At 73.9% G+C, this 21,348-nt stretch carries 19 protein-coding genes and 2 pseudogenes; 11 read left to right on the top strand and 10 right to left on the bottom strand.

Annotation, left to right across the window (positions count from 1 at the left end; genetic code table 11):
- Positions 1-126: 126 nt before the first annotated feature.
- The 3 genes from ACPXCS_RS32890 to ACPXCS_RS32900 form a co-directional block, all read right to left on the bottom strand.
- On the bottom strand, positions 127-624 hold the full coding sequence (locus ACPXCS_RS32890) for a hypothetical protein (RefSeq protein WP_425950822.1): 498 nt from the start codon (positions 622-624) through the stop codon (positions 127-129).
- A 351-nt stretch (positions 625-975) separates the two neighbouring features.
- Positions 976-1,878, bottom strand: a complete 903-nt coding sequence (locus ACPXCS_RS32895; protein ID WP_425950821.1) for a universal stress protein — start codon at positions 1,876-1,878, stop codon at positions 976-978.
- Between the two features lie 166 nt (positions 1,879-2,044).
- A complete protein-coding gene (locus ACPXCS_RS32900; protein WP_425950820.1) occupies positions 2,045-2,287 on the bottom strand; it encodes a DUF397 domain-containing protein in 243 nt (80 codons plus the stop codon).
- Positions 2,288-2,436: 149 nt separating this feature from the next.
- On the opposite strand from ACPXCS_RS32900, the gene ACPXCS_RS32905 reads away from it, so the two are divergent.
- Both ACPXCS_RS32905 and ACPXCS_RS32910 read left to right on the top strand, forming a co-directional pair.
- Positions 2,437-2,676, top strand: coding sequence for a hypothetical protein (locus tag ACPXCS_RS32905; RefSeq protein ID WP_425950843.1), 240 nt, complete (start codon positions 2,437-2,439; stop codon positions 2,674-2,676).
- Positions 2,677-2,771: 95 nt separating this feature from the next.
- The gene (locus ACPXCS_RS32910) at positions 2,772-4,943 is read left to right on the top strand and encodes a sulfatase (protein ID WP_425950819.1); all 2,172 of its coding nucleotides are present in this window, start codon (positions 2,772-2,774) and stop codon (positions 4,941-4,943) included.
- A gap of 31 nt (positions 4,944-4,974) precedes the next feature.
- Here ACPXCS_RS32910 and ACPXCS_RS32915 read toward each other — a convergent pair whose 3' ends face one another.
- Complete coding sequence (locus ACPXCS_RS32915) at positions 4,975-6,477, bottom strand: acyl-CoA synthetase (RefSeq protein ID WP_425950818.1); 1,503 nt, start codon at positions 6,475-6,477, stop codon at positions 4,975-4,977.
- A 229-nt stretch (positions 6,478-6,706) separates the two neighbouring features.
- Between ACPXCS_RS32915 and ACPXCS_RS32920 the strand changes: the two genes are divergently transcribed.
- Positions 6,707-8,491 (top strand): serine hydrolase, encoded by a 1,785-nt coding sequence (locus tag ACPXCS_RS32920; RefSeq protein ID WP_425950817.1) that lies wholly within the window; start codon positions 6,707-6,709, stop codon positions 8,489-8,491.
- 24 nt (positions 8,492-8,515) lie between these two features.
- Here ACPXCS_RS32920 and ACPXCS_RS32925 read toward each other — a convergent pair whose 3' ends face one another.
- The 6 genes and pseudogenes from ACPXCS_RS32925 to ACPXCS_RS32950 form a co-directional block, all read right to left on the bottom strand.
- Positions 8,516-8,707, bottom strand: a complete 192-nt coding sequence (locus ACPXCS_RS32925) for a DUF2795 domain-containing protein (RefSeq protein ID WP_425950816.1) — start codon at positions 8,705-8,707, stop codon at positions 8,516-8,518.
- 97 nt (positions 8,708-8,804) lie between these two features.
- Entirely contained in the window at positions 8,805-10,382 is a 1,578-nt protein-coding gene (locus tag ACPXCS_RS32930) for a phytoene desaturase family protein (protein WP_425950815.1), read from the bottom strand.
- Positions 10,383-10,454: 72 nt separating this feature from the next.
- The gene (locus ACPXCS_RS32935) at positions 10,455-12,692 is read right to left on the bottom strand and encodes a tetratricopeptide repeat protein (protein ID WP_425950814.1); all 2,238 of its coding nucleotides are present in this window, start codon (positions 12,690-12,692) and stop codon (positions 10,455-10,457) included.
- Positions 12,644-13,167: pseudogene (locus ACPXCS_RS32940) on the bottom strand (oxygenase MpaB family protein); the annotation flags it as partial. The pseudogene ACPXCS_RS32940 and the gene ACPXCS_RS32935, both read right to left, overlap by 49 nt.
- A gap of 40 nt (positions 13,168-13,207) precedes the next feature.
- Positions 13,208-13,648 (bottom strand): pyridoxamine 5'-phosphate oxidase family protein, encoded by a 441-nt coding sequence (locus ACPXCS_RS32945; protein ID WP_425950813.1) that lies wholly within the window; start codon positions 13,646-13,648, stop codon positions 13,208-13,210.
- 256 nt (positions 13,649-13,904) lie between these two features.
- A complete protein-coding gene (locus ACPXCS_RS32950; RefSeq protein ID WP_094051890.1) occupies positions 13,905-14,279 on the bottom strand; it encodes a ferredoxin in 375 nt (124 codons plus the stop codon).
- 99 nt (positions 14,280-14,378) lie between these two features.
- Between ACPXCS_RS32950 and ACPXCS_RS32955 the strand changes: the two are divergent.
- The 8 genes and pseudogenes from ACPXCS_RS32955 to ACPXCS_RS32990 all read left to right on the top strand — a co-directional run.
- Positions 14,379-14,699, top strand: a pseudogene (locus ACPXCS_RS32955) (ChaB family protein); the annotation flags it as partial.
- Positions 14,700-14,736: 37 nt separating this feature from the next.
- The gene (locus ACPXCS_RS32960) at positions 14,737-15,102 is read left to right on the top strand and encodes a DUF6479 family protein (RefSeq protein ID WP_425950812.1); all 366 of its coding nucleotides are present in this window, start codon (positions 14,737-14,739) and stop codon (positions 15,100-15,102) included.
- A 65-nt stretch (positions 15,103-15,167) separates the two neighbouring features.
- Entirely contained in the window at positions 15,168-15,521 is a 354-nt protein-coding gene (locus tag ACPXCS_RS32965; protein WP_425950811.1) for a hypothetical protein, read from the top strand.
- Positions 15,522-15,700: 179 nt separating this feature from the next.
- Positions 15,701-16,210, top strand: a complete 510-nt coding sequence (locus tag ACPXCS_RS32970) for a SigE family RNA polymerase sigma factor (RefSeq protein ID WP_425950810.1) — start codon at positions 15,701-15,703, stop codon at positions 16,208-16,210.
- A gap of 11 nt (positions 16,211-16,221) precedes the next feature.
- Positions 16,222-16,752, top strand: a complete 531-nt coding sequence (locus tag ACPXCS_RS32975; protein WP_425950809.1) for a cellulase — start codon at positions 16,222-16,224, stop codon at positions 16,750-16,752.
- A gap of 144 nt (positions 16,753-16,896) precedes the next feature.
- Positions 16,897-18,177, top strand: coding sequence for a glycosyltransferase (locus tag ACPXCS_RS32980; RefSeq protein ID WP_425950808.1), 1,281 nt, complete (start codon positions 16,897-16,899; stop codon positions 18,175-18,177).
- Positions 18,174-19,436 (top strand): hypothetical protein, encoded by a 1,263-nt coding sequence (locus ACPXCS_RS32985; protein WP_425950807.1) that lies wholly within the window; start codon positions 18,174-18,176, stop codon positions 19,434-19,436. The genes ACPXCS_RS32980 and ACPXCS_RS32985 overlap by 4 nt, the downstream gene beginning before the upstream one ends.
- A 126-nt stretch (positions 19,437-19,562) precedes the next feature.
- Entirely contained in the window at positions 19,563-21,227 is a 1,665-nt protein-coding gene (locus ACPXCS_RS32990; protein ID WP_425950806.1) for a purine-cytosine permease family protein, read from the top strand.
- The last annotated feature ends 121 nt before the right edge of the window (positions 21,228-21,348 follow it).

Below are 21,348 nucleotides of genomic sequence, written 5' to 3' on the forward strand. Positions count from 1 at the left end.
GCCTGTGGGCCCGGGGGGCGGTGCGCGCGGGGGTGGGCACGCGGTGCGGGGCACCACGGGGCGGGGGTGCCCCCGGCCGGGCGCACAGCGGCCGCTTGGTGTGTGCGGGCGTGCCGCCGCGTCGGGTCAGCCCTGCTGGAACAGCTCCGCCGGCAGCGGCTTGAGGAGGGCGTAGAGGTCGTCCGTGATGGGGCGGTCCCAGGCGGCGATGGTCACCAGGACGTTGTCGCTGCGGTCGAACTGCACGCAGGAGATCCGGCTCTCGGAGAGCTTGACCCGGCGCACGATCAGGAGGTTGTCGCCCTGCATCACCGGCACGTCCTCGGTGCCGACGACGGTGACCTCCTCGTCGTTCTCCAGCGCCAGGAGGAGCTGGGCCACCTCGAAGGGGACCTCGCCCTCGGCGACCTCACGGGCCGGGGAGCCCTCCGGCAGATTGCCGATGATCATGGCGGGGCCGCGGCCGCCGAACAGGTCGTAGCGCAGGAAGACGCCCTGGCACGTGCCGTCGGGCGCGGGCAGCAGACCCGCACCGAGATTGCCGGGCCAGTCGCCCGGGTCCATGGCCAGTACGTCGAAGTCGGGCCCGGCGGGAGTGGCGCTGCGGCGGCGGAGGAACGACATGCCGCCATGGTACGTGCCCGGGCCTGCGAAGTGTCGGGCGGGCGACGCGTCGGCGGGACCGGGGCCGTCGTCCGGATCAGGTCGCCGGAACGTGCCGGTGCTGCTCGGGGCGCCGGACCGTCGCGCCGTGCCGTCGGTGGTGGCGGGCCACCTGGGCGCGGTGCCGCGGGACGGCTGCACCACTGGTGGTGGGGATGGTCCTTGAGGAAGCAGCGCACGCCGCGCGGTGCGTGCCAGCGGCGACACCGCAGTCACCGTCGTGCGCAGCGTGCGGGCGAGGGCGAGCCGGGCGTCCCAGCTGGGCGGTTCCCGCATGCTGCCGGTACTGGGCGGGGGCGTCCCTCCCCCGGGTCAGTCCTCCGGGGGTGCCGGAGGGATCACCGCGACGGGGCTCGCGGCGTGCAGCAGCACGGCCTGGGTGACCGAGCCCATCATGCGGGCGGGTGCCAGCAGGTGCCGCCGGTGGCGGCCCACGACGACGAGGTCGGCGTCCCGGGAGGCCGCGACGAGGTGCCCGGCCGCGTCACCCGCGGCCGGGAGGAGGTCGACGCCGACGCCGGGGTGCCGCTCGCGGTGGGGGGCGAGGAAGCCCTCGGCGAGGACCCGGGCCTCGTCCCGGACGACATCCTGGTCGACGACCGGCGGGGGCATCTCGCCGGGCAGCATCCAGGGCTGCGCGGGCCAGGGGTAGGCGGCGACCGCCTGGAGACGGGCCCCGCGCCGGGCGGCCTCGGCGAAGGCGAACTCCAGGGTGGCCTCGTCGGGCCCGTCGACCTTCAGCCCGACGACCACGCGCGGGGCGGGCCCGGCCGGTGGCGCGCCGTGGACCGCGCGGCCGGGCGGGGGCACCACGACGACGGGGCACTCGGCGTCGCGGGCGGCGGCCAGGCTGGTCGAGCCGAGCAGCAGGCTCGCGAAGCCGCCGCGGCCCCGGGAGCCGAGCACCAGCAGCCCGGCGGTGGAGCCCAGTTCGGGAAGGACCACGCCGGTCGCGCCCTCCAGGCCGACGTACTCCGTGTCCGGCAGGCCGGAGCGACCCCGCAGGTGGCGGCGGACGCGGTCGAGGACGGGGTCCTCTCGCGGGTCGGAGGGCCCTGCGGCGAGGAGCTCGGGCTGGGCCCAGTGGGGGTACTGGCGCACGTGCGCCACGCGCAGCGGTGCCGAGCGCCGCCGGGCCGCGTCGACGGCCCACTCCAGGGCGCGCAGACTGTCGTCCGAACCGTCGACCGCCGCGACGACCGGCAGGGTGCTCATGGGGGTTCCTCACTTCCGGGTGACGACCGTCCCCTCCCCGGTGCCAGCCTGACGCAGGGGCCGGCCGAAGGAGGCTGCCTCGGGTCGCGTGTCCGGAAAAGGCGGACGGACACCCCCGGATCGGCCGTCGGCAGGACGGCCGCCCCGGGTGGTGCGCTCCCTGCCGTCAGGTGAGGTCGAACTCGCCTTCGCGCGCTCCCGAGACGAACGCGCCCCACTCGGCGGGCGTGAAGATCAGGGAAGGGCTCTCGGGGCGGCGGCTGTTCCGCATGGCGATGAAGCCCTCAACGAAGGCGATCTGCACATCCCCCAGGCCACGGCTGCTGGACTGCCACTGTGCCTTGCTGAGGTCCAGATCCGGCTTGTCCCAGCCCATGAGCGGTCGCTGCTGGGTGGTGGTCTCGGCCACGTCCGTGCTCCTCCCGATTGCGTCGTCCGCGGCCAGCCTAGCGATCGTGCCCCACGGCCGACAGGGCACGTGAGCGGGACCTTTCACGAGTCCGGCGGCCGTGCTCCCACGAGCCACATGGCGAAGCACTGCGATCCCCCGCCGCAGGCGTGTCCGCGCCCCTGGAGGGCCGCCTCGGCGAAGCGGAGTGGTGGGTGCTGCTCGGCGACGTGGGCACCGTCGACGAGGACGGCGTGGTCACCGTCCTGGGCCGGGGCTCGCCCTGCATCAACACCGGTGGCGAGAAGGTGTACCGCGGTGCGGCGGTCGCCGAGCGGCAAGGCGGACCTCCGGTGGGCGCGGGAGGTCGCGACGGCTGCGGACGGGTGACTTCCCGGCCCGGGAATTGAACCCGAGGTGACGTACGGACGTACTGGTGGTGGCAGGCTCGGCCCTTGGGCTCTGTTTGCCATGCCATCGCACAACCGCACGGAAGGACCACCGGGTGTCGCTCTTCACTCGCCCGCACCAGCAGCCGGACAGGACCGAGGGCGGCGGGGCGGAACCGGACGACGGCACGGGGGCGGCCGGGCCGGGCGGGGAACCCCGGGCGAACGACGGCTCGGCCACCGTCGACCGCGACGGGGTTCCGGCGTCCCCCGGCCGGGACGACGACACGGACGCGGGCGAGGGTGCGCAGGTGAGGGACGGGGACGCGGATCCCGGCGGGCTCGCCCCGGGCGAAGACGCGGGTGCGACGGCCGGAGGCGGCGTCTCCGGGGCGGAGGCACGCCGCGGGGGCGGGGCCGGGGCGGCGGAGCCGGAGGACGGGACGGGGGCGGCGGAGCCGGAGGACGGGGCCGGCGGCGAGCGCGGCACGGTCCGCGGGACGGACACCGGTTCGGCCGGGGACGTCACCGGACACGAGGAGGGCGAGTCGCGGTCCGCCGCGGCGGACGGGACGGGCGCCGCCGCACGGCGGGAGGCCGATGCGCCGCGGAGCGCCACAGCGGACGGCGCGGGCGCGCCGGGCTGGTTCGGCCGGCGGCGCCGTTACCCGCGGGCCGCGCGGGGCGTCTCCGTGGGGATCACCGTGCTGGCCGGGGCGCTCGTGGTGTTCGCGCTGCTCGTGCCCAACCGGGTCGAACGGATCGAGTTCGCCTCGTTCCTGCGGATCCCGGCCGAAGGGGTGCTGCTCGCGGGCCTGCTGCTCGCGCTGCCGGCACGGCCCCGGCGGATCACGGCGGTCGTGACGGGCGCGTTCCTCGGGCTGGTCACGATCCTGAAGTTCGTCGACATGGGCTTCTACCAGGTGCTGGCCCGGCCCTTCGACCTGGTCCTGGACTGGATCCTCATCGGGCACGCCACCGACTTCCTCCGGGAGACCTTCGGCCGTACCGGCCAGGTGCTGGCCGTGATCGGTGTGATCGTCCTGTTCGTCGCCGTGCTCGTGCTGACGACGCTCGCGGTGGTGCGGCTGACGAACCTCATGGTGCGGCACCGTCCCGTCGCCGCCCGTACGACGCTGATCCTCGGCACCGCGTGGATCACCTGCATGACGCTGGGCGTGCAGCTCGGCACCGTGCCGATCGCCACCAAGGGCAACGCCGAGTTCATCGGCAACCGGGTGGAGCAGGTCCGCGCGGGACTGGAGGACGCCCGCGTCTTCGAGAAGCAGGCCGCCGTGGACGCGTTCGCGAAGACGCCGCCCGACCGGTTGCTGACCGGACTGCGCGGCAAGGACGTGCTGTTCACCTTCGTCGAGAGTTACGGCCGGGTCGCGATCGACGACCCGGCGATGGCGGCGCAGACCGACGCCGTGCTCAAGGAGAGCACCGGAAGGCTGGAGGCGGCCGGGTTCGCGTCGCGCAGCGGCTGGCTGCAGTCGCCGGTGACGGGCGCGGGCAGCTGGCTCGCCCACTCCACGTTCCTGTCCGGACTGTGGATCAAGAACCAGCAGCGGTACCGCAGTCTGACCACGAGCGACCGCATGACGCTGACCAAGTACTTCGGCAGGACGGGTGCCTGGCGGACCGTCGGCATCGTGCCGGGCGTGCGGCGGGCCTGGCCGGAGGGCCGGTTCTTCGGCCTGGACCACATCTACGACTCCGAGCATCTCGGGTACCACGGGCCGTACTTCAGCTGGACGCCCGTGCCCGACCAGTTCAGCATGGAGGCCTTCCAGCGCCTGGAGCACGGCAGGAAGGACCGTGAGCCGATCATGGCGGAGATCATCCTGGCCTCCAGCCACAACCCGTGGTCGCCCATCGCCCGCATGATCGACTGGGAGGACCTCGGCGACGGCTCGGTGTTCCACCGCATCAAGGAGGAGGGCACCGACCCGGCGGAGGTGTGGAAGGACCCGGAGAAGGTGCGCGCCGAGTACCGCAAGGCCATCGAGTACTCGATCCGCAGCCTCACCGAGTGGATGGAGCGCTACGGCGACGAGGACACGGTGCTGGTCTTCCTCGGCGACCACCAGCCGGTGCCGACCGTCACGGCCGGGGACACCGGCAAGGACGTGCCGATCAGCATCGTCGCCAAGGACGAGAAGGTCCTGGACCGGGTGGCCGACTGGGGCTGGACGGACGGCCTCAAGCCGGCCGCGAACGCCCCGCGTTGGGGCATGGACAAGTTCCGCGACCGTTTCATGACGGCGTACGGCCCGCGGCCCTGACGGTCCGGCACAACCGGGATCTCCGGCCGGGCTAGTCCTTCCCGAACGTGTCCCTGAGCCGGCGCTTGAGGATCTTGCCGCTGGCGTTGCGTGGGAGTTCGTCCACGAACAGCACGCGCTTCGGGGCCTTGAAGGGGGTCAGCCGCTCGCGGACATGCTCGATCAGCTCCGCCTCCGTGACGTCCGAGCGCGGGACGACGATCGCCGTCACGGCCTCGATCCAGCGCTCGTCGGGCAGGCCCACGACGGCCGCCTCGGCGACGGCGGGGTGGGTGTACAGGGCGTCCTCGACCTGGCGGGAGGCGATGACGACGCCGCCGGAGTTGATGACGTCCTTCACGCGGTCGACGATCGTGTAGTAGCCGTGCGCGTCGCGCACCGCGAGGTCGCCGGAGCGGAACCAGCCGTCGCGGAAGGCGGCGGCGGTCTCCTCGGGCTTGTCCCAGTAGCCCTCGCACAGTTGCGGGGAGCGGTAGACGATCTCGCCCGGGGTGCCGTCGGGGACGTCCCTGCCCTCCTCGTCGACCACCCGGGCGTCGACGAACAGCACGGGCCGGCCGCAGGAGTCCATGCGGCCCTTGTGCTCGTCGGGTGCGAGGACCGTGGCCAGGGGGCCGATCTCGCTCTGGCCGAAGCAGTTGTAGAAGGCGAGTCCCGGCAGGCGCTCCCGCAGCCGTTCGAGGACCGGGACCGGCATGATCGACGCCCCGTAGTAGGCCTTGCGCAGGCCGCCGAGGTCGCGGGTGGCGAAGTCGGGGCGCTGGGACAGGGCGATCCAGACGGTGGGCGGGGCGAACAGGCTGTCGACGCGGCCCGCTTCGACGAGGTCGAGGAGCCGGTCGCCGTCGGGGGCGTCCAGGATGATGTTGGTCGCGCCGACGGCGAGGTAGGGCAGCAGGAAGACGTGCATCTGCGCCGAGTGGTACAGGGGCAGCGCGTGCGCGGGGCGGTCGCCGGCGCTGAGGTCGAGGGCGGTGATCGCGCTCAGGTACTCGTGCACCAGGGCCCGGTGCGTCATCATCGCGCCCTTGGGCAGGGCGGTCGTCCCGGACGTGTACAGCAGCTGCGCGAGGTCCTCGGTGCGCGGCTCGGGCCCGTCGTACGCGGGTGCCCCGTCCAGCCGGGCGAGCAGTGAGCCGCCGGCGTCGCGCAGGGGCAGGGTGCGTACGCCGCCGGGGAGCCGGCCGGCCAGGTCCGGGTCGGCGAGGACCAGGGAGCTGCCCGACTGGCCGACGAGGTAGGCGAGGTCGTCGCCGGTGAGGTTCTGGTTGACCGGGACGTGGACCAGGCCAGCCCGGGCGCAGGCCAGGAAGGCGATCAGGTAGGCGTCGGAGTTGTGGCCGTAGGCGCCGACGCGGTCCCCGGGCGACAGTCCCTCGCCCAGGAGGACGCTCGCCGCCCGGGAGACGGCGGAGTCGAGTTCGTCGTAGGTCCAGGTGCGGTCGGCGTACTCGACCGCGACGCGCGCCGGGGTGCGCCGGGCGCTGCGCCGCAGGACTCCGTCGACCGTGCTGCCGTGTCCGGGCGTCGTCATGACACATGATCCTCGGCCCACCGCCGTGGCGGGTCAAGGCACCCCGGCGTCTCACACCCGGCGGCTCAGCCCCTCCCGGTACGGCGCGCGCACCCGTCGCTCTGATGCTCCGTCGTCTCCTGATGTTCCGTCAGATGTGACACCGGGGTGCGTCCCGGCCGGTTCGTGGCGGTGTGCGGCGGACATACTCCGAGGGACGCGCGAGACGGCTGAGGCGAAGGGGTGTGCGGTGACCGACAGACCGGCGAACGGCGAACTGACCCGGCGTCAACTCGGGCGGACGGGACTGGCCCTGGGCGGTGCGCTCGCCCTCGCCCCGCTGCCGGCCGGGCCGGCCGGAGCCGCCCCGGCGGCGGCTCCGGGCCGGCGGCCCACCCTGCGGCACGGCTCCGCCGCACGCGCCGGACTGCTCGCCTCCCACCTGCGCCGCCTGGTCACCGACGCCGAGACGTTCCTCCGGCCCTCCCCCACGCACCCCTGGTACGCGGGCGCCGTCCTCCTCGCCGGACGCGGCGGCACCGTCGCGCTGCACCGGCCCATCGGCACGGCGGTGCGCTACCGGGCCTACGACGAGACGACGGACAGCGGCGTGGAGTTCCCGCCCGACGAGCAGATCCCGATGGCCGAGGACACCGTCTTCGACCTGGCGTCGGTGTCGAAGCTGTTCACCTCGCTCCTCGCCGTGCAGCAGATCGAGCGGGGCGCGCTGGACCTGGAGGCGACGGTCGCCTCGTACCTGCCGGACTTCGCTCGCGCCGGCAAACAGGACATCACCGTCCGTCAACTGCTCACCCACACCTCCGGGTTCCGTGCCTGGATCCCGCTGTACACCGCGCCGACGTACGAGGAGAAGCTCCAACGCATCTGGGACGAGAAGCCCGTCAGCGCGCCGGGCACGGCCTACCTCTACTCGGACCTGAACCTCATCTCGCTCCAGCTCGTGCTGGAACGGATCACCGGCCGCGCCCTGGACGCCCTGCTGCGGGACGAGATCACCGGTCCGCTCGGCCTGCGCCGCACCCGCTACAACCCACCCGCCTCCTGGCGTCCACGCATCGCGGCGACGGAGGACGCCCGTCCGCCGTGGTCCGGCCTGGACCGGGGCCTGGTGTGGGGCGAGGTGCACGACGAGAACGCCTTCGCCCTGGGCGGGGTCGCGGGCCACGCCGGTGTGTTCTCCGACGCGTGGGACCTCGCGGTCCTCGCTCGCACGCTGCTCAACGGCGGTGTCTACGGCCGGGCCCGGATCCTGGCGCCGGAGTCGGTGGAGCTGATGTTCACCGACTTCAACACGGCCTTCCCGGGGGACGAGCACGGCCTGGGGTTCGAGCTCTACCAGCACTGGTACATGGGCGCGATGGCCACGCCGCGCAGCGCTGGGCACACCGGCTTCACGGGCACCTCGCTGGTGCTCGATCCGACGACCGACTCGTTCCTCGTCGTGCTCGGCAACTCCGTGCACCCGGTGCGGAGCTGGCGTTCCGGCTCGGCGCCCCGGGTGGCCGCCGCGAACCACCTGGCACGGGCCGTGCCGGTCCGTCCCGCGCGCGGCCGTACGGCCTGGTTCTCGGGCATGGCGGTCGCCTCGACGGCGACGCTCACCCTCCCCGCGCTCGACACCTCCTCCGGCGACGCGCGACTGACCTGCGCACTGTGGTGGGACACCGAGCCGAAGGCCGACGTCCTGGTGCTGGAGGCCGCCACCGACGGCGCCGCGACGTGGCAGCCGGTGCCCTTCACGACGTCGCGCAGCGGCGCGGACCCCGCGGTCCACGCGTCGGGCTCGGTCACCGGCTGGTCCGGCCGCATCTGGCACCGGCTCACCGCCGACGTCCCCGCCGCCCGGTCCCTCACACTGCGCTGGCGGTACGCCACGGACCGGCTGTACGCGGGCCGCGGCTGCTACGTCGACGGGCTGCGCGTGGCGACGGCCGACGGCGTCCTGTTCGACGAGGCGCGCCCGGCGGACGCGTCGCGGATCGAAGCGGTGGGATGGACGCCGTCGGCCGACTGAGACCGTCGGTTCACGGACTGCGGGTCACTGGTTGAAGACGGCCTTCTGCACCTCGTTCGGGCCGTCGAAACGGTTCTCCTTCAGGCCGTCGAGGGTGCTGACGACCTTCTCGTCGGCGTGGTTGCTGCGGGCACGCTCCACCAGGTGCTGCTTGTCCGTGGGGTAGTCCGCGCCCTTGAGGGCCTTCTGCAGATCGGTCGGGCTGAGCTCTGCCATGAGGGCCTCCCGGGGGTGGTACGACCGTCCGCGCGGGGCGGCCGGCTGGTACGGATCTCCTTCGTCCTGTCGGAGTGCCCCGCGATCGGCGTGCGATTCAGCCGTTCCCGCTTTCCAGTACCGCCATCGCCGCGTTGTGCCCCGGCACCCCGCTCACGCCGCCCCCGCGCACCGCGCCCGCCCCGCACAGCAGGACGTTCGCGTGCCGGGTCTCCACACCCCAGCGGCCGGTGCCGTCCTGGGCGTACGGCCAGCTCAGCTCCCGGTGGAAGATGTTGCCGCCGGGCAGGCCCAGGTCGCGCTCCAGGTCCAGCGGGGTCTTCGCCTCGATGCAGGGGCGGCCGTCCGCGTCGGTGGCCAGGCAGTCGGCGAGGGGTTCGGCCAGGTGGGCGTCGAGCTGGGCGAGCGTCGACTTCAGCAGGTCCTCGCGCACGGCGTCGTTGTCCCGCGCGAACAGGCGGGCCGGGGTGTGCAGGCCGAACAGGGTGAGCGTCTGGTAGCCCCGCTCCGCCAGTTCGGGGCCGAGGATCGTGGGGTCGGTGAGCGAATGGCAGTAGATCTCGGAGGGCGGCGCGGCGGGCGGCCGGCCCGCCGCGGCCTGGGCGTGGGCGGTGGCCAGCTGCTCGTAGCCCTCGGCGATGTGGAAGGTGCCGGCGAAGGCCTCACGCGGGTCGACGGAGCCGTCGCGGAGCCGGGGCAGCCTCGTGAGCAGCATGTTGACCTTGAGCTGGGCGCCCTCGGCGGGGGCGGGCGGGGTGTCGCCCGTGAGATCGGCCAGGGCCCGCGGCGAGGCGTTCACCAGGACGTGCCGGGCGGCGACCGTGCCCTCGCCGTCGGCCGTGCGGTAGGTGACCTCGGCGGTGCGGCCGTCGGTGGCGACGCGCACGGCCTCGTGGCCGGTGGCGAGGACGGCCCCGGCCGCGCGGGCGGCGTCGGCGAGCGCGTCCGTGAGGGCGCCCATGCCGCCGACCGGCACGTCCCAGTCCCCGGTGCCGCCGCCGATCACGTGGTAGAGGAAGCAGCGGTTCTGCTTCAGGGACGGGTCGTGGGCGTCGGCGAAGGTGCCGATGAGCGCGTCCGTGAGGACGACGCCGCGCACCAGGTCGTCGGCGAAGCGGTCCTCGACGGCGACGCCGATCGGCTCCTCGAACAGCATCCGCCAGGCCTCGTCGTCGTCGAGGCGGCCGCGCAGCTCCTCGCGCGTGGGCAGCGGCTCGGTGAGGGTCGGGAAGATCCGCTGCGCCGCGCGGCCGGTCATGCCGTAGAACTCCCGCCAGGCCCGGTACTCGTTCTCGGAGCCGGTGAGCCGGGCGAAGGCCTGTCCGGTCCGCCGTTCGCCGCCGCCGACGAGGAGACCGGTGGGCCGGCCGTCGCGTTCGGTCGGGGTGTAGGAGGAGACGGTGCGGGTGCGCACCCGGAAGTCCAGGCCGAGGTCCCGGACGATCTTCCTGGGCAGCAGGCTGACCAGGTAGGAGTAGCGCGACAGCCGGGCGTCGACACCGGCGAAGGGCCGGGTGGACACCGCCGCGCCGCCGGTGTGGTCCAGCCGCTCCAGCACCAGCACCGACCGGCCGGCCCGGGCCAGGTAGGCGGCGGCGACCAGGCCGTTGTGTCCACCGCCGACGATGACGGCGTCGTACGTCCGGTGTGCGCGGGATCCCAGGGGTGCGGTCATGGTTCTTCGTAACACGGGGCGATCGGGGTCGGCCAGAGCTCACCCGGCCGGGCCCGGGGCTCCGCGGTGGGCTCAGGAGGTCCGGCGGCCGGCGGACGTGCGCTGTGCGCGCAGGGCGGCCACCGTGCGGTACAGCTCGGCGGCCTCGGTGGCGTGGCCCAGCCGCTGGAGGCAGTGCGCCTCGTCGTTGCGGCTGGCGAGGGTGTCGGGGTGGTCGGCGCCGAGGACGCGGGCGCGGGCGGCGGCCACCCGCCGGTACTCGGTGAGGGCGTCGGTCCAACGGCCCAGCCAGCCCAGGCCCACGGCCACCTCGCGGCGGCTGACCAGGGTGTCCGGGTGATCGGGGCCGAGGACCCGTTCCCGGATCTCGCTCACCTCGCGGGACTCGTCGAGGGCCTCCTCCCAGCGTCCGAGCCGCCCGAGGTTGACGCACCGCCCGTGCCGGGCGCGCAACGTCTCCGGGTGGGTGGGGCCCTGGACCCGGCCGCGGTCCTCGGCCAGGGCGGTGTAGAGGTCGAGGGCCTCCGCGCTGCGGCCGAGGCGGCCCAGGCTGATGCCGGTCTCGTGGCGGGCGGCGAGCGTGTCGGGGTGGTCGGGTCCGAGGGCCCGGCCGCGGGCCTCGGCGACCTCGCGGTAGGTCTCCAGGGCCTCCGTCCAGCGGCCCAACTGACCGAGCGCGTACGCCACTTCGTAACGGGTGACCAGGGTGTCGGGGTGGTCCGGGCCGAGCACCCGGGCGCGGGCGGCGGCCACCTCGCGGGCCATCCGGTGAGAGTCCTCCAGACGGCCCAGGCGGCTGAGGTTGAAGGCGAGGTTGTGCCGGCAGCGCAGCGTGTCGGGATGGTCGGGCCCCATGGTGCGCTCACGTGCGGCGAGGACCGAGGTGTAGACCCGGTGGGCGTCGAAGGGACGGCCCAGCTGCCCGAGCACGTAGGCCATCTCCTGGCGGGCGGCGAGGGTGTCGGGGTGGTCGGCGCCGAGCGTGCGGATCCTGGCCTCGGTGACGTGCTTGTACTCACGCAGGGCGTCCGGGGCGCGGCCGGTGCGGCTGAGAGTGAAGGCGACCTCGTAGCGGCTGGCGAGGGTGTCGGGGTGGTCGGGCCCGAGGAGGTGCTCGCGTTCGGCGGCGACCGCCCGGTGCACCTCCCCGGCGTCCGTCCAGCGGCCGAGCCGGCCGAGGCTCAGGCCGGCGTTGTGCCGGCCGGCGAGGGCGGTGAGGACCTCCGGGGACGGGGTCGGGCGCTCCTCGGCGACGGGTTCGCCGACCGGGCCGGAGGCGGGCCGCGCGATCCACTCGCCGGACAGCCCGGCCGCCGGGTCCGCCGGCGCGGTGCGCAGCGAGGTGCCGGCCGCCTTGCGGCCGGTGGTCATGCCGTGGGTCCAGGAGGGCAGCCGGGCCGCGCCGGTCAGCGCGTCGGGGGCGGACCGGGGCGCCACGAAGGCCGGCACGTACACCGGCGCGGCCCGGTGGGCGCTGATTCTGCGCGCCAGCTCGCGGGCGTCGCCGGGCCGCTGCGCCGGTTCCTTGGCGAGCAGGTCGAGGATGACCCGCTCCAGGTACCCGGGCAGTTCGGGCCGGTGCTCGCGCGGCGGCCGGGGCGGGGTGTCGCGGTGGCCGACCAGGATCGCCCAGGCGTCGCCGAGGTCGAACGGCGGGACGCCGGTGGCGATCTCGTACAGGACGCAGCCGAAGGAGTAGAGGTCGCTGCGCTGGTCGACCTCGGTGCCGCTGATCTGCTCCGGGGACATGTAGTGCGGGGTGCCCATGGCGACGCCGGTGCCGGTCAGCCGGGAGGTGAAGCCGATGTCGTGGCCGAGGCGGGCGATGCCGAAGTCGCAGATCTTCACCGTGCCGTCGCCGAGCCGCACGATGTTGGCGGGCTTCAGGTCCCGGTGCACGATGGCCTGTTCGTGGCAGTAGGCGAGCGCGGCGGCGACCTGCTCGGCGATCTCCACGACGTCGGCGACCGGCAGCGGGTGCTGCTTGTTGTCCTCCAGGAGCTGGCTGAGGTTGCGGCCGTCGAGCAGCTCCATGACGAGGTGGAGGACGCCGTCGGACTCGCCGAAGTCGTGCACGACGGTGATGCCGCGGTGCTGCAGCGCGGCGGCGACCCGGGCCTCGCGGCGGAACCGCTCCCGCAGGACGCGGGTGAAGGCGTGATCGTGGTTCGGGCCCAGTGGCTTGAGGCACTTGACGGCGACGTGCCGGCCCAGGGACTCGTCCCGGGCCCGCCACACCTCGCCCATGCCCCCGCGCCCGATCAGGTCGAGCAGCCGGTAACGGCCATGGATGAGCCTGCTGTCCCCCATCTCGCGCGACGCTCCCCCCGGTAGCTGTCCGCCCGCCCCCTCGGCCCACCCAGTATGGCGGCCCGCCGTCCCAGTTTGTACGGGGCCGGACGGGCGTCGGGGCCGGGCCGCGCCACGGCGCGCGGGATGCGTCCGGGAGGGAGTTGCCACCGCACACGTGCGGGAAAGCGGCGCAGCAGGAGGCCCGTGAGGCGCAGCAGCCGGGTGACGGTGGCGGGCCGGGGGGCCGCTCCGCCGTACGGCTCGTGGGCGTACGGCGGCAGAGCGGCGTACGCCAGATGTGCCACGCGCCGCCACAGCGGTGCGCGCGCCGGTACGAGGAGCGGGTGCGTCGGAGGGCGGAGCAGGAAGTCGTCCGCCTCGCGTGCCGCGGACCCGGCGGCCGGTTCGGGGCGCACCTTCTCCATGTACTCCGCCGGCGCGGCCCGGTCCGCGGGTACACGGCACCGGGGCCGAGGCCGGCCAGGCGTGCGCGCTGCGCCGGTGCTCCGGTTCCGGCGTCCGGGGCCCCGGGATCAGGAGGAGACTTCCACTCCGTAGAGGGTGCGTCCGCCGGTGAGTTCGCGGCCGGTGACGAGTTCCGGTGCGACGCGGACGAAGACCTCGTGCGGGGCGGGGGCCCAGGACCGCGGGCCCTCCCGCAGCAGCCGTGTGTGCTCGGCCGGGTCGGTGACCAGGGTGGCGGTGCCGGTGATCACCACACTCCAGCCGGCCTGGGTGCGCGTGTCGAACGCGTCGGCCTCGAAGGCGACCACCGCCCCGGCGATGGCGCCCACCAGCTCCGACGTCACCGAGGTGCGCAGCAGGACCGAACCGTCCTCGTCCAGCGTGAAGTTGACGGGCCGCACCGCGGGCAGGGCCCGTCGGGTGAACACGATCCGTCCCACGGGCACCTCGGCCATGAGCCGCAGGCACTCCTGCCGGCCCAGCTCACGAAATCCGTCGTTGGCGTCCATCTGCCGTCTCGTCCTTCACCCGGTGCCGCCGTGCTCGTGATCTCATCCTGCGGCGGGCGGCAGGACCGGGACAGGGCCCATCGGCCCATGGACCGGTGACGAAGGACCCCGTCGCCACTGCGGGATCACCGGCTCAGCGCCCCACCCGCGGCATCCCCAGCCCGAGCCCGAGCCCGAGCCTGAGCCACGAGATGATCTCCCGCTGCGGTCAGTGCGCCGGCGCGCGGTCGAAGCGGTCCGCGTGCGGTCGAGGTCGTCAGTTCAGTGTCGCGAGGAAGTCCGTGCAGGCCCGCGCGCAGGCGCGGCAGGCCGCCGCCGAGTCCTCCGCCCCCGGTTGCCGGTCGAAGACGTGCGCGGCCTCCAGGCAGACGGTCCGGCACCACTCCACCTGGACGCGGATGCTGTTCTCGTCCACCTGGTTCTGCTCGGACAGCACACGGCAGGTCGCGTCGCAGACCTCCGCGCACATGATGCCCTTGCGCCGTACGAGTTCCTGGTTCTCGGTGCCGTCGGGATCCACGAGGCTCGCGCGCAACGCGCACGCCCGGGCGCACTCGGTGCACGCCTGGGCACAGGCGAAACGGTCCTCCAGGAACCGGAACAGCTCCTGCTGGGATGTCGTCGAAGTCACACCGCGCGGGTAGCCCCGGTCGATACCGGTCAAACCCGGTCCCGGCACGGGTTCCGGCCGGTTTTCCGGCCCGGCGCGCCGGGCACCCGGCCCGCCCGGGGCGAGCGCGCGCACCGCACGGCGTTCGGCGCGCTGAAGCACACGTACGAGAAGGTCGGCGACCACTGGGAGCGCAAGGAGGGGGGCCGCAAGGGGCCCTCGGACCCGCGGTCGGCCCGCCCCGGGCGGCAGGGCGGGCGCAGCGGCGAGGGCGTCGACGAGCGGGCCTCGAAGGCGCGCCTCTACGACCTCGCGCGGCGGCCGGGCGTCGAGGGGCGTTCACGGATGTCGAAGGCGGAGCTGCTGGACGCGGTCCGCAAGGAGAACCGCTCCCGGACCCGCTCGGCCCGGACCCCGTCCGGTTCGTCGCGATCGAGGTGAGCCGGTTCACGACGAGGTCCAGGGGTACTCGCGTGCCATGAATACCGCATGGATGGAGCTGGCCGCGGGCCGAGGCGCCCTCGGCATCGGGCTGGGTGTGGCGGGCGTGGTGGTCGTGGCCCTGCTGCTGGGGGCCTTCGTCCTCGGCTTTCGCACCAAGCGCAAGGAACCGCCCACGCCGCGACCGGAGGAACAGCCGCGGATGCCCGCCGACGGGCCGGTCCGCGAGACGCTGGAGCGCCGGGAACCCGACGAGATGCCGAGAAGCGATCACCGTCTGACGCCGCACGAGCTGAAGACCAACGGCCGGCAGAGCGACCGGACGAGCGCCTCGCAGGAGCGCCCGCGCTGGAACGAGGGCGGCAGCGGCGGGTTCGGCAGCGGCGGTCCGGGCGCCCGCTGAGCCACCCGCGACCACCCGCACCGCCCCCGGTCGTACATCACGTCGTACACAGGGAAGTGAGAACCATGGCCGATCCCGCCCGCAACACCCTGCCGCTGCCGGACTACGACCATCTGCCGATCGGCGGCCTGGAAAGCCGTGTGCGGTCGCTGTCCGCGGACGAGGTCGAGGAACTGCTGGCGTACGAGCGGTCGCACGCCGACCGGCTGCCGGTGACCGAGCTGCTCGGCGCCCGGCTGGACCAGTTGCGCGCGGGCGCCGAGCCGACGTCCGGCGACCCGCACGCCCTGCGTCCGGAGTCCGGCCACGGCAGCCGGGGAGGCTCGCGTGTGTCGCCCGCGACGTCGCCCCAGCCGCACAGCGCTCCGCCGCACGGCACGCCGGACCAGCCGGCCAAGCCGAAGGCCGACCGCACCTAGGGAGGCCGTGGCCACCCCCGGGAAGCCCGCCGCGAAAGGGCCCGTGCCTGTGCACGGGCCCTTTGCCGTGCCCGGTCCAGATGGGAGTGAGGTGGATCACACATTTAGGGTGCAGCGTGGTGGGGGGTCCAGCGTCTTTCGAGAGGTGTAGGAGGCCACTGAGACGCAGGACGGTGAGGATGGAGCAGGTTCGGGGGGCGGACGGCTTCGACGAGTTCGCGGCCGCCCGTTGGTCGGCGCTGCTCCATGTCGCGCGGCTGCTCACGGGGGGCGACCGGCAGCGGGCCGAGGATCTGGTGCAGGAGGCCCTGGTCAAGCTGTGGTTCGCCTGGCCGAAGGTGGCCGAGCAGGCCCCGGAGGCCTATGTGCGCACCGTGCTCGTGCGGCTGGCGGCCCGCTCCGCGCGGCGCCGCTGGTGGGGCGAGCGGCCGGTGGAGCAGCTGCCCGACCGGGCGGGCCCGGGCGACCTGTCGTCCGCCGTCGCGGAACGCTCGCGGCTGGAGGCGGCCCTGGCGCTGCTGTCGCCCAAGCAGCGGGCCGCGGTGGTGCTGCGCTACTACGAGGACCTGCCCGAGGCCCAGGTCGCCCAGGCGCTGGGCTGCCCGGTGGGCACGGCACGGTCCCACGCCTCACGCGGAGTCGCCCGGCTCCGCCGGCTCCTGTCCGACGCCGTCAGGCCCGTGGGGTGAAGGGAGAAGCGATGGACGACTTCGAGCGGGACCTGTCGCGCCTGATGCGCGACACCCAGCAGCACACCCCCTTCGAGGCCGCGCACCGGCAGCGGCTGCACGCGGGCATCCGGGCCCGGCGCCGGGCCCGGATGCTCTGGAAGGCCGGCGGCTCGGCCGTGGCGGTGGCGGGGATCAGTGTCGGGCTCGCCCTGCTGCCCGGCATGCTCACCCGCGCCCAGCCCCCCGCCGACCACGGACCGCAGCCGTCGACGAGCGCGCCCTCCTCCGTCGACACCACCCCCACCACCGACGCGCCGGAGCCGAGTCCCACCCCGACGCGGCCGGAGTCGACGGCGCCCGCGCCCACCGGCGGCACGGTGGCACCCTCCGCGACCACGAGCGCGACGAGCCCGCCGAGCGGCCCCACGCCCGATGCCACACCCTCCACGCGGCGGAGCACCACCGCGCCGCCGACGCCCTCGTCCTCCCCCACGCCCACGACGGTGCCGCCGTCCGTCCCGGAGTCGGAGGAGCCTTCCGCGTCGGCCTCCACCGAGTAGCCGCCTGAGCGGCCCGCGCCGCCGTCAGGGCGACCCGGGCCGCCGGCCAACCCGTCCCCGTACCACTGCCACGGGCGCCTTCGGCATGCCCGGCCGGCGTCCGACCTCCCCTGCCCCGTGCCAGAAAGAGACCGTGAGACAGCCATGAGCACCGTACGGCGGTCGCCGCTGACGGACCGCCCGACACCGAGCGCTCCGGCCGCGCTGCCGCGCCGCGCGCCCCTGGCCGCGCACCACCCGGACCCGGTCCTCGACGTGGTGGTCCCCGTGTACAACGAGGAGGACGACCTGGAGCCGTGCGTGCGGCGCCTGCACGCGCACCTCGCCGAGACCTTCCCGTACACGTTCCGGATCACCGTCGCCGACAACGCCAGCACCGACCGGACGCCGCAGATCGCCGCGCGGCTGGCCGCCGAACTGCCCGGCACCCGATGGCTGCGGCTGGCCGAGAAGGGCCGCGGCCGTGCGCTGCACGCCGCCTGGTCGCGCTCCCGGGCGCCCGTGCTGGCGTATCTGGACGTGGACCTGTCCACCGACCTCGCGGCGCTGCTGCCGCTGGTCGCGCCGCTGATATCGGGTCACTCGGACATCGCCATAGGCACCCGGCTGGCGCGGGGCGCGCGGGTGGTGCGCGGACCGAAGCGGGAGATCATCTCGCGTTGCTACAACGGGCTGCTGCGCTCCACGCTCGCCGTGGGGTTCAGCGACGCGCAGTGCGGGTTCAAGGCGGTGCGGCGGGACGTCGCCGAACGGCTGCTGCCGCTGGTGGAGGACCGCGAGTGGTTCTTCGACACCGAGTTGCTGGTCATCGCCGAGCGCGCCGGGCTGCGGATCCACGAGGTGCCGGTGGACTGGGTGGACGACCCCGACAGCCGGGTGCACCTGCTGTCCACGGCGCTGGCCGATCTGCGCGGCATGGCCCGGCTGGGCCGGGCCCTGGCCCGCGGCCGGCTGCCGCTGACCGCGCTGCACCGCAGTGACGCCGCACTCGCCGGGCAGGTGCCCGCGGGCCTGGCCCGGCAGGTGGTCCGGTTCGCCGCGGTGGGCGCGGCCAGCACGCTCTTCCACCTCCTGCTGTACTCGGCGTTCAGACCGGCGACGGGAGCGCAGCCGGCCAACGCGCTCGCGCTGCTGATCAGCGCGGTCGCCAACACCGCCGCCAACCGGCGGCTGACCTTCGGGGTCCGGGGCCGCGGCGGGGTGCTGCGCCACCACCTCAAAGGGCTCGTGGCGTTCCTGGTCGGGCTGTCCCTGACCAGTGGTGCGCTGGCCGCCCTCCACCACGGCGCGCCGGGGGCCGGCCACCGGGTCGAGCTCGCCACGCTGATCGCCGCCAACCTGGCCGCGACGCTGCTGCGCTTCCTCCTGTTCCGGGCGTGGGTGTTCCCCGGCCGTCCCGCCCGCCGCACGACAGGACCCGCATGAGCACCATCGAGCTGCGCCGGGCGCCGTCCGGCCCCGAGTCCCCCGAAGTCCCGCCCCGCCGGGACGAGTTCCGCGCACGGCTGCGCCGGGCCGTGGTGCGCCTCGGGCCGGTGCTGCTGGCGTACGGCGCGCTGAAGCTGGCCGGCTTCGGCGTCTTCATGTACCTGCTGGACTCCACGGGCGACTTCCGCGGGAAGAACCCGCGGTTCGGCGGCGGCGAACACCCCTGGGACGTCCTGGCCAGCTGGGACGGCTGGTGGTACCAGCAGATCGCCGCGCACGGGTACGACCCCGCTCTCGAACCGGTCCCGGGCGCGAAGGGCCTGATCACCCTCGAAGGCAACTCGGCGGCGTTCTTCCCGTTGTACCCGGCCCTGATGCGCCTGGTGTCGGAGTGCACCGGACTCGGCCTGTACGGCGCCGGCATGACGGTCTCCGTGCTGGCCTCGTTCGTCGCCGCGCTCGGCATCCACGCCGTGGCGAGCAGCCTGGGCGGGCACCGGGCCGGTCTGGTGGCCGCCGGGCTGTGGGCGGTCTGGCCGGGCTCGGGCACGGAGTGGTCGGGTTATTCGGAGTCCCTCTACACGGCTCTCGCCGCCTGGACCTGTCACGCCGTCATGAACCGCCGCTGGCTGACGGCGGGCCTGCTGACCTTCGCGGCGGGGCTCTGCCGGCCCACCGCCGTCGCACTGGTCGCCGCGCTGGCCCTCGCGGCCGTGCTGTCCCTGCGCCGGCGGCGGGACGGGGTGCGCCGTCCGCTGGCCGCCGTGGCGATCGCCCCGCTCGGCCTGTTCGGCTATCTCGCCTGGGTCAACTACCGCATGGGCGACCTCAACGGCTACTCCAGGCTCCAGGACGGCGCCTGGGCCCACAAGTTCGACTGGGGCGTCCACACCCACCACGTCCTGACGTCCATCCCCGTCGGGCGCTTCGACTACCTCTTCGCCATGCCCTTCGAGGACGTCATCGGGGTGGGCGTGGTGCTGACCGTGCCGGTGCTGACGGTGCTGCTGCTGCGGCTGCGGCCGCCCGCCGTGCTCGTCGTCTACACCGTGCTGTCGTATCTGATGGTGATGACGACCCAGCAGATCTTCGGCAACGTCTCGCGCTATCTGCTGCCGCTCTTCCCGCTTTTCATCCCGCTGGCGCTCGCGATGCGCCGTCTGCGATGGCCGTCCCTGGCCGCGGTGCTCGGCACGGCCGCACTGGCCTCCGGCTCGTACGCGGGGTACGTGCTGTTCGAACTCGGGGTGCCGTAAGGCCCGTCGCCCCTGCCCCCCGCGCTGCCCCGAAACACCCCCTTCACGCGCGGAGCACCGGGGGGTAACGCCTGCTGCCTACGGTGCCTGCCTGTCGGCCCCCCACCCCGCAGCAGGGAGACAGTCTTGAGCACCGAGCCACGACTCGCGGACGTCGTCGTACCGGAACCCGCGCAGCAGGCGGCGCGGGGCCCGGACCAGGCCGTCAAGGAGACCCTGGAGGACTACACCCTCCGCTTCGCGCCGCGCAGTTACCGGCGCTGGTCCCCGATGGTCGTGGCGACGACCGCGCTCGGCGGCATCGCCTACATGGCCGACTTCTCCATCGGCGCCGGCATCGGACTGGCCCACGGCACCGGCAACGCGCTGCTGGCGATCGCCGTCGCCGCGGTCGTCATCTTCGTGACCGGCTTCCCGCTCGCCTACTACGGCGCCCGGTACAACATCGACCTGGACCTGATCACGCGCGGCTCGGGCTTCGGCTACTTCGGCTCGGTGCTCACCAGCGTCATCTTCGCCAGCTTCACCTTCATCTTCTTCGCCCTCGAAGGCTCGATCATGGCCCAGGGCCTGAAGCTGGGCCTCGGGCTTCCGCTGTGGCTGGGCTACCTGGTCTCCACACTGATGGTGATACCGCTGGTCGTCTACGGCATGACCGCCCTGAGCAGGCTCCAGGTGTGGACCACGCCGATCTGGCTGCTGCTGATGGTCGGCCCGCTGGTCTACCTGGTCGCCACCGACCCCGGGACCGTCGACCGCTTCCTGGCCTACGCGGGCACCGACGGCGACGGCGGGGTGAACACCGCCTCCGTGCTGCTGGGCGCGGGCGTGTGCCTGTCGCTGATCGCGCAGATCGGCGAGCAGATCGACTACCTGCGGTTCATGCCGCCCAGGACCGAGGCGAACAAGCGCGCCTGGTGGACCGCCGTCGTGCTGGCCGGGCCCGGCTGGGTGGTGCTGGGCGCGCTGAAGCAGGCCATCGGCGTCTTCCTCGCGGTGTACATCATCGCCGAGGTCGGTGCGGGGGCCGCGCCCGAACCGATCCAGCAGTTCAAGGGCGCGTTCGACGCGATGATGCCGTCCTGGCTCGTCGTCCCGCTGGCCGTGGTGCTCGTCGTCATCAGCCAGATCAAGATCAATGTGACGAACGCGTACTCCGGCTCCCTCGCCTGGACCAACTCCTTCACCCGGGTCACCCGGCGCTACCCGGGCCGGATGGTGTTCGTCCTGGTCAACCTGGGCTTCGCGCTGGCCCTGATGGAGGCGGACATGTTCAGCTTCCTCAACGGCATCCTGGGCTTCTACGCGAACTGCGCGATCGCCTGGGTGGTCACCGTGGCCACCGACATCGGGATCAACAAGTACGTGCTGAAACTGTCCCCGCACGCCCCCGAGTTCCGCCGGGGCATGCTGTACGCCGTCAACCCGGTCGGAGTCGTGGCCTTCGTCGCCGCGTCGGGCCTCTCCATCGCCCTGTACTTCCACGCGCTGGGCGACACGCTCCAGCCGTACTCACCGGTCGCCGCGGCCGTCATCGCCTTCGTCCTCACGCCACTGATGGCCGTGCTCACCAAGGGCCGCTACTACCTGCGCCGCTCCGACGACGGCATCGCCGAACCGATGCTGGACGGGGAGGGCAACCCCAGCGCCGTCGGCTACGCGTGCCACGTGTGCCGGCAGTACTTCGAACGGCCGGACGTGGCAGCCTGCCCCGCGCACGACGCGGTCGTCTGCTCGCTGTGCCTGAGCACCGACCGGACCGGCGACCACGTGCTGCCGGCGACGGCCTGATCTCCCCGGGGGCGGGTGGGCCGCACGGCCCGCCTCCGTCCCCGGGCACCTCATGCGGCCCCGCGGTCCGGACGGCATACTGATCTTGCGCGGCGCGGGAGCGGTTTCCGAGGGCCGGAGA

It is taken from the genome of Streptomyces sp. DT190 (assembly GCF_049846985.1).
In the GTDB taxonomy this organism is placed as follows: Bacteria; Actinomycetota; Actinomycetes; order Streptomycetales; family Streptomycetaceae; genus Streptomyces.

Excerpts from the sequence above, each read along its gene's own strand:
- ACPXCS_RS32925 (WP_425950816.1), bottom strand. The coding sequence starts at position 8,707 with ATGGCAGAGCTCAGCCCGACCGATCTGCAGAAGGCCCTCAAGGGCGCG.
- ACPXCS_RS32985 (WP_425950807.1), top strand. The coding sequence starts at position 18,174 with ATGAGCACCATCGAGCTGCGCCGGGCGCCGTCCGGCCCCGAGTCCCCC.
- ACPXCS_RS32895 (WP_425950821.1), bottom strand. The coding sequence starts at position 1,878 with ATGAGCACCCTGCCGGTCGTCGCGGCGGTCGACGGTTCGGACGACAGT.
- ACPXCS_RS32930 (WP_425950815.1), bottom strand. The coding sequence starts at position 10,382 with ATGACCGCACCCCTGGGATCCCGCGCACACCGGACGTACGACGCCGTC.
- ACPXCS_RS32945 (WP_425950813.1), bottom strand. The coding sequence starts at position 13,648 with ATGGACGCCAACGACGGATTTCGTGAGCTGGGCCGGCAGGAGTGCCTG.
- ACPXCS_RS32915 (WP_425950818.1), bottom strand. The coding sequence starts at position 6,477 with ATGACGACGCCCGGACACGGCAGCACGGTCGACGGAGTCCTGCGGCGC.
- ACPXCS_RS32975 (WP_425950809.1), top strand. The coding sequence starts at position 16,222 with ATGGACGACTTCGAGCGGGACCTGTCGCGCCTGATGCGCGACACCCAG.
- ACPXCS_RS32935 (WP_425950814.1), bottom strand. The coding sequence starts at position 12,692 with ATGGGGGACAGCAGGCTCATCCATGGCCGTTACCGGCTGCTCGACCTG.
- ACPXCS_RS32965 (WP_425950811.1), top strand. The coding sequence starts at position 15,168 with ATGGCCGATCCCGCCCGCAACACCCTGCCGCTGCCGGACTACGACCAT.
- ACPXCS_RS32970 (WP_425950810.1), top strand. The coding sequence starts at position 15,701 with ATGGAGCAGGTTCGGGGGGCGGACGGCTTCGACGAGTTCGCGGCCGCC.
- ACPXCS_RS32980 (WP_425950808.1), top strand. The coding sequence starts at position 16,897 with ATGAGCACCGTACGGCGGTCGCCGCTGACGGACCGCCCGACACCGAGC.
- ACPXCS_RS32890 (WP_425950822.1), bottom strand. The coding sequence starts at position 624 with ATGTCGTTCCTCCGCCGCCGCAGCGCCACTCCCGCCGGGCCCGACTTC.
- ACPXCS_RS32960 (WP_425950812.1), top strand. The coding sequence starts at position 14,737 with ATGAATACCGCATGGATGGAGCTGGCCGCGGGCCGAGGCGCCCTCGGC.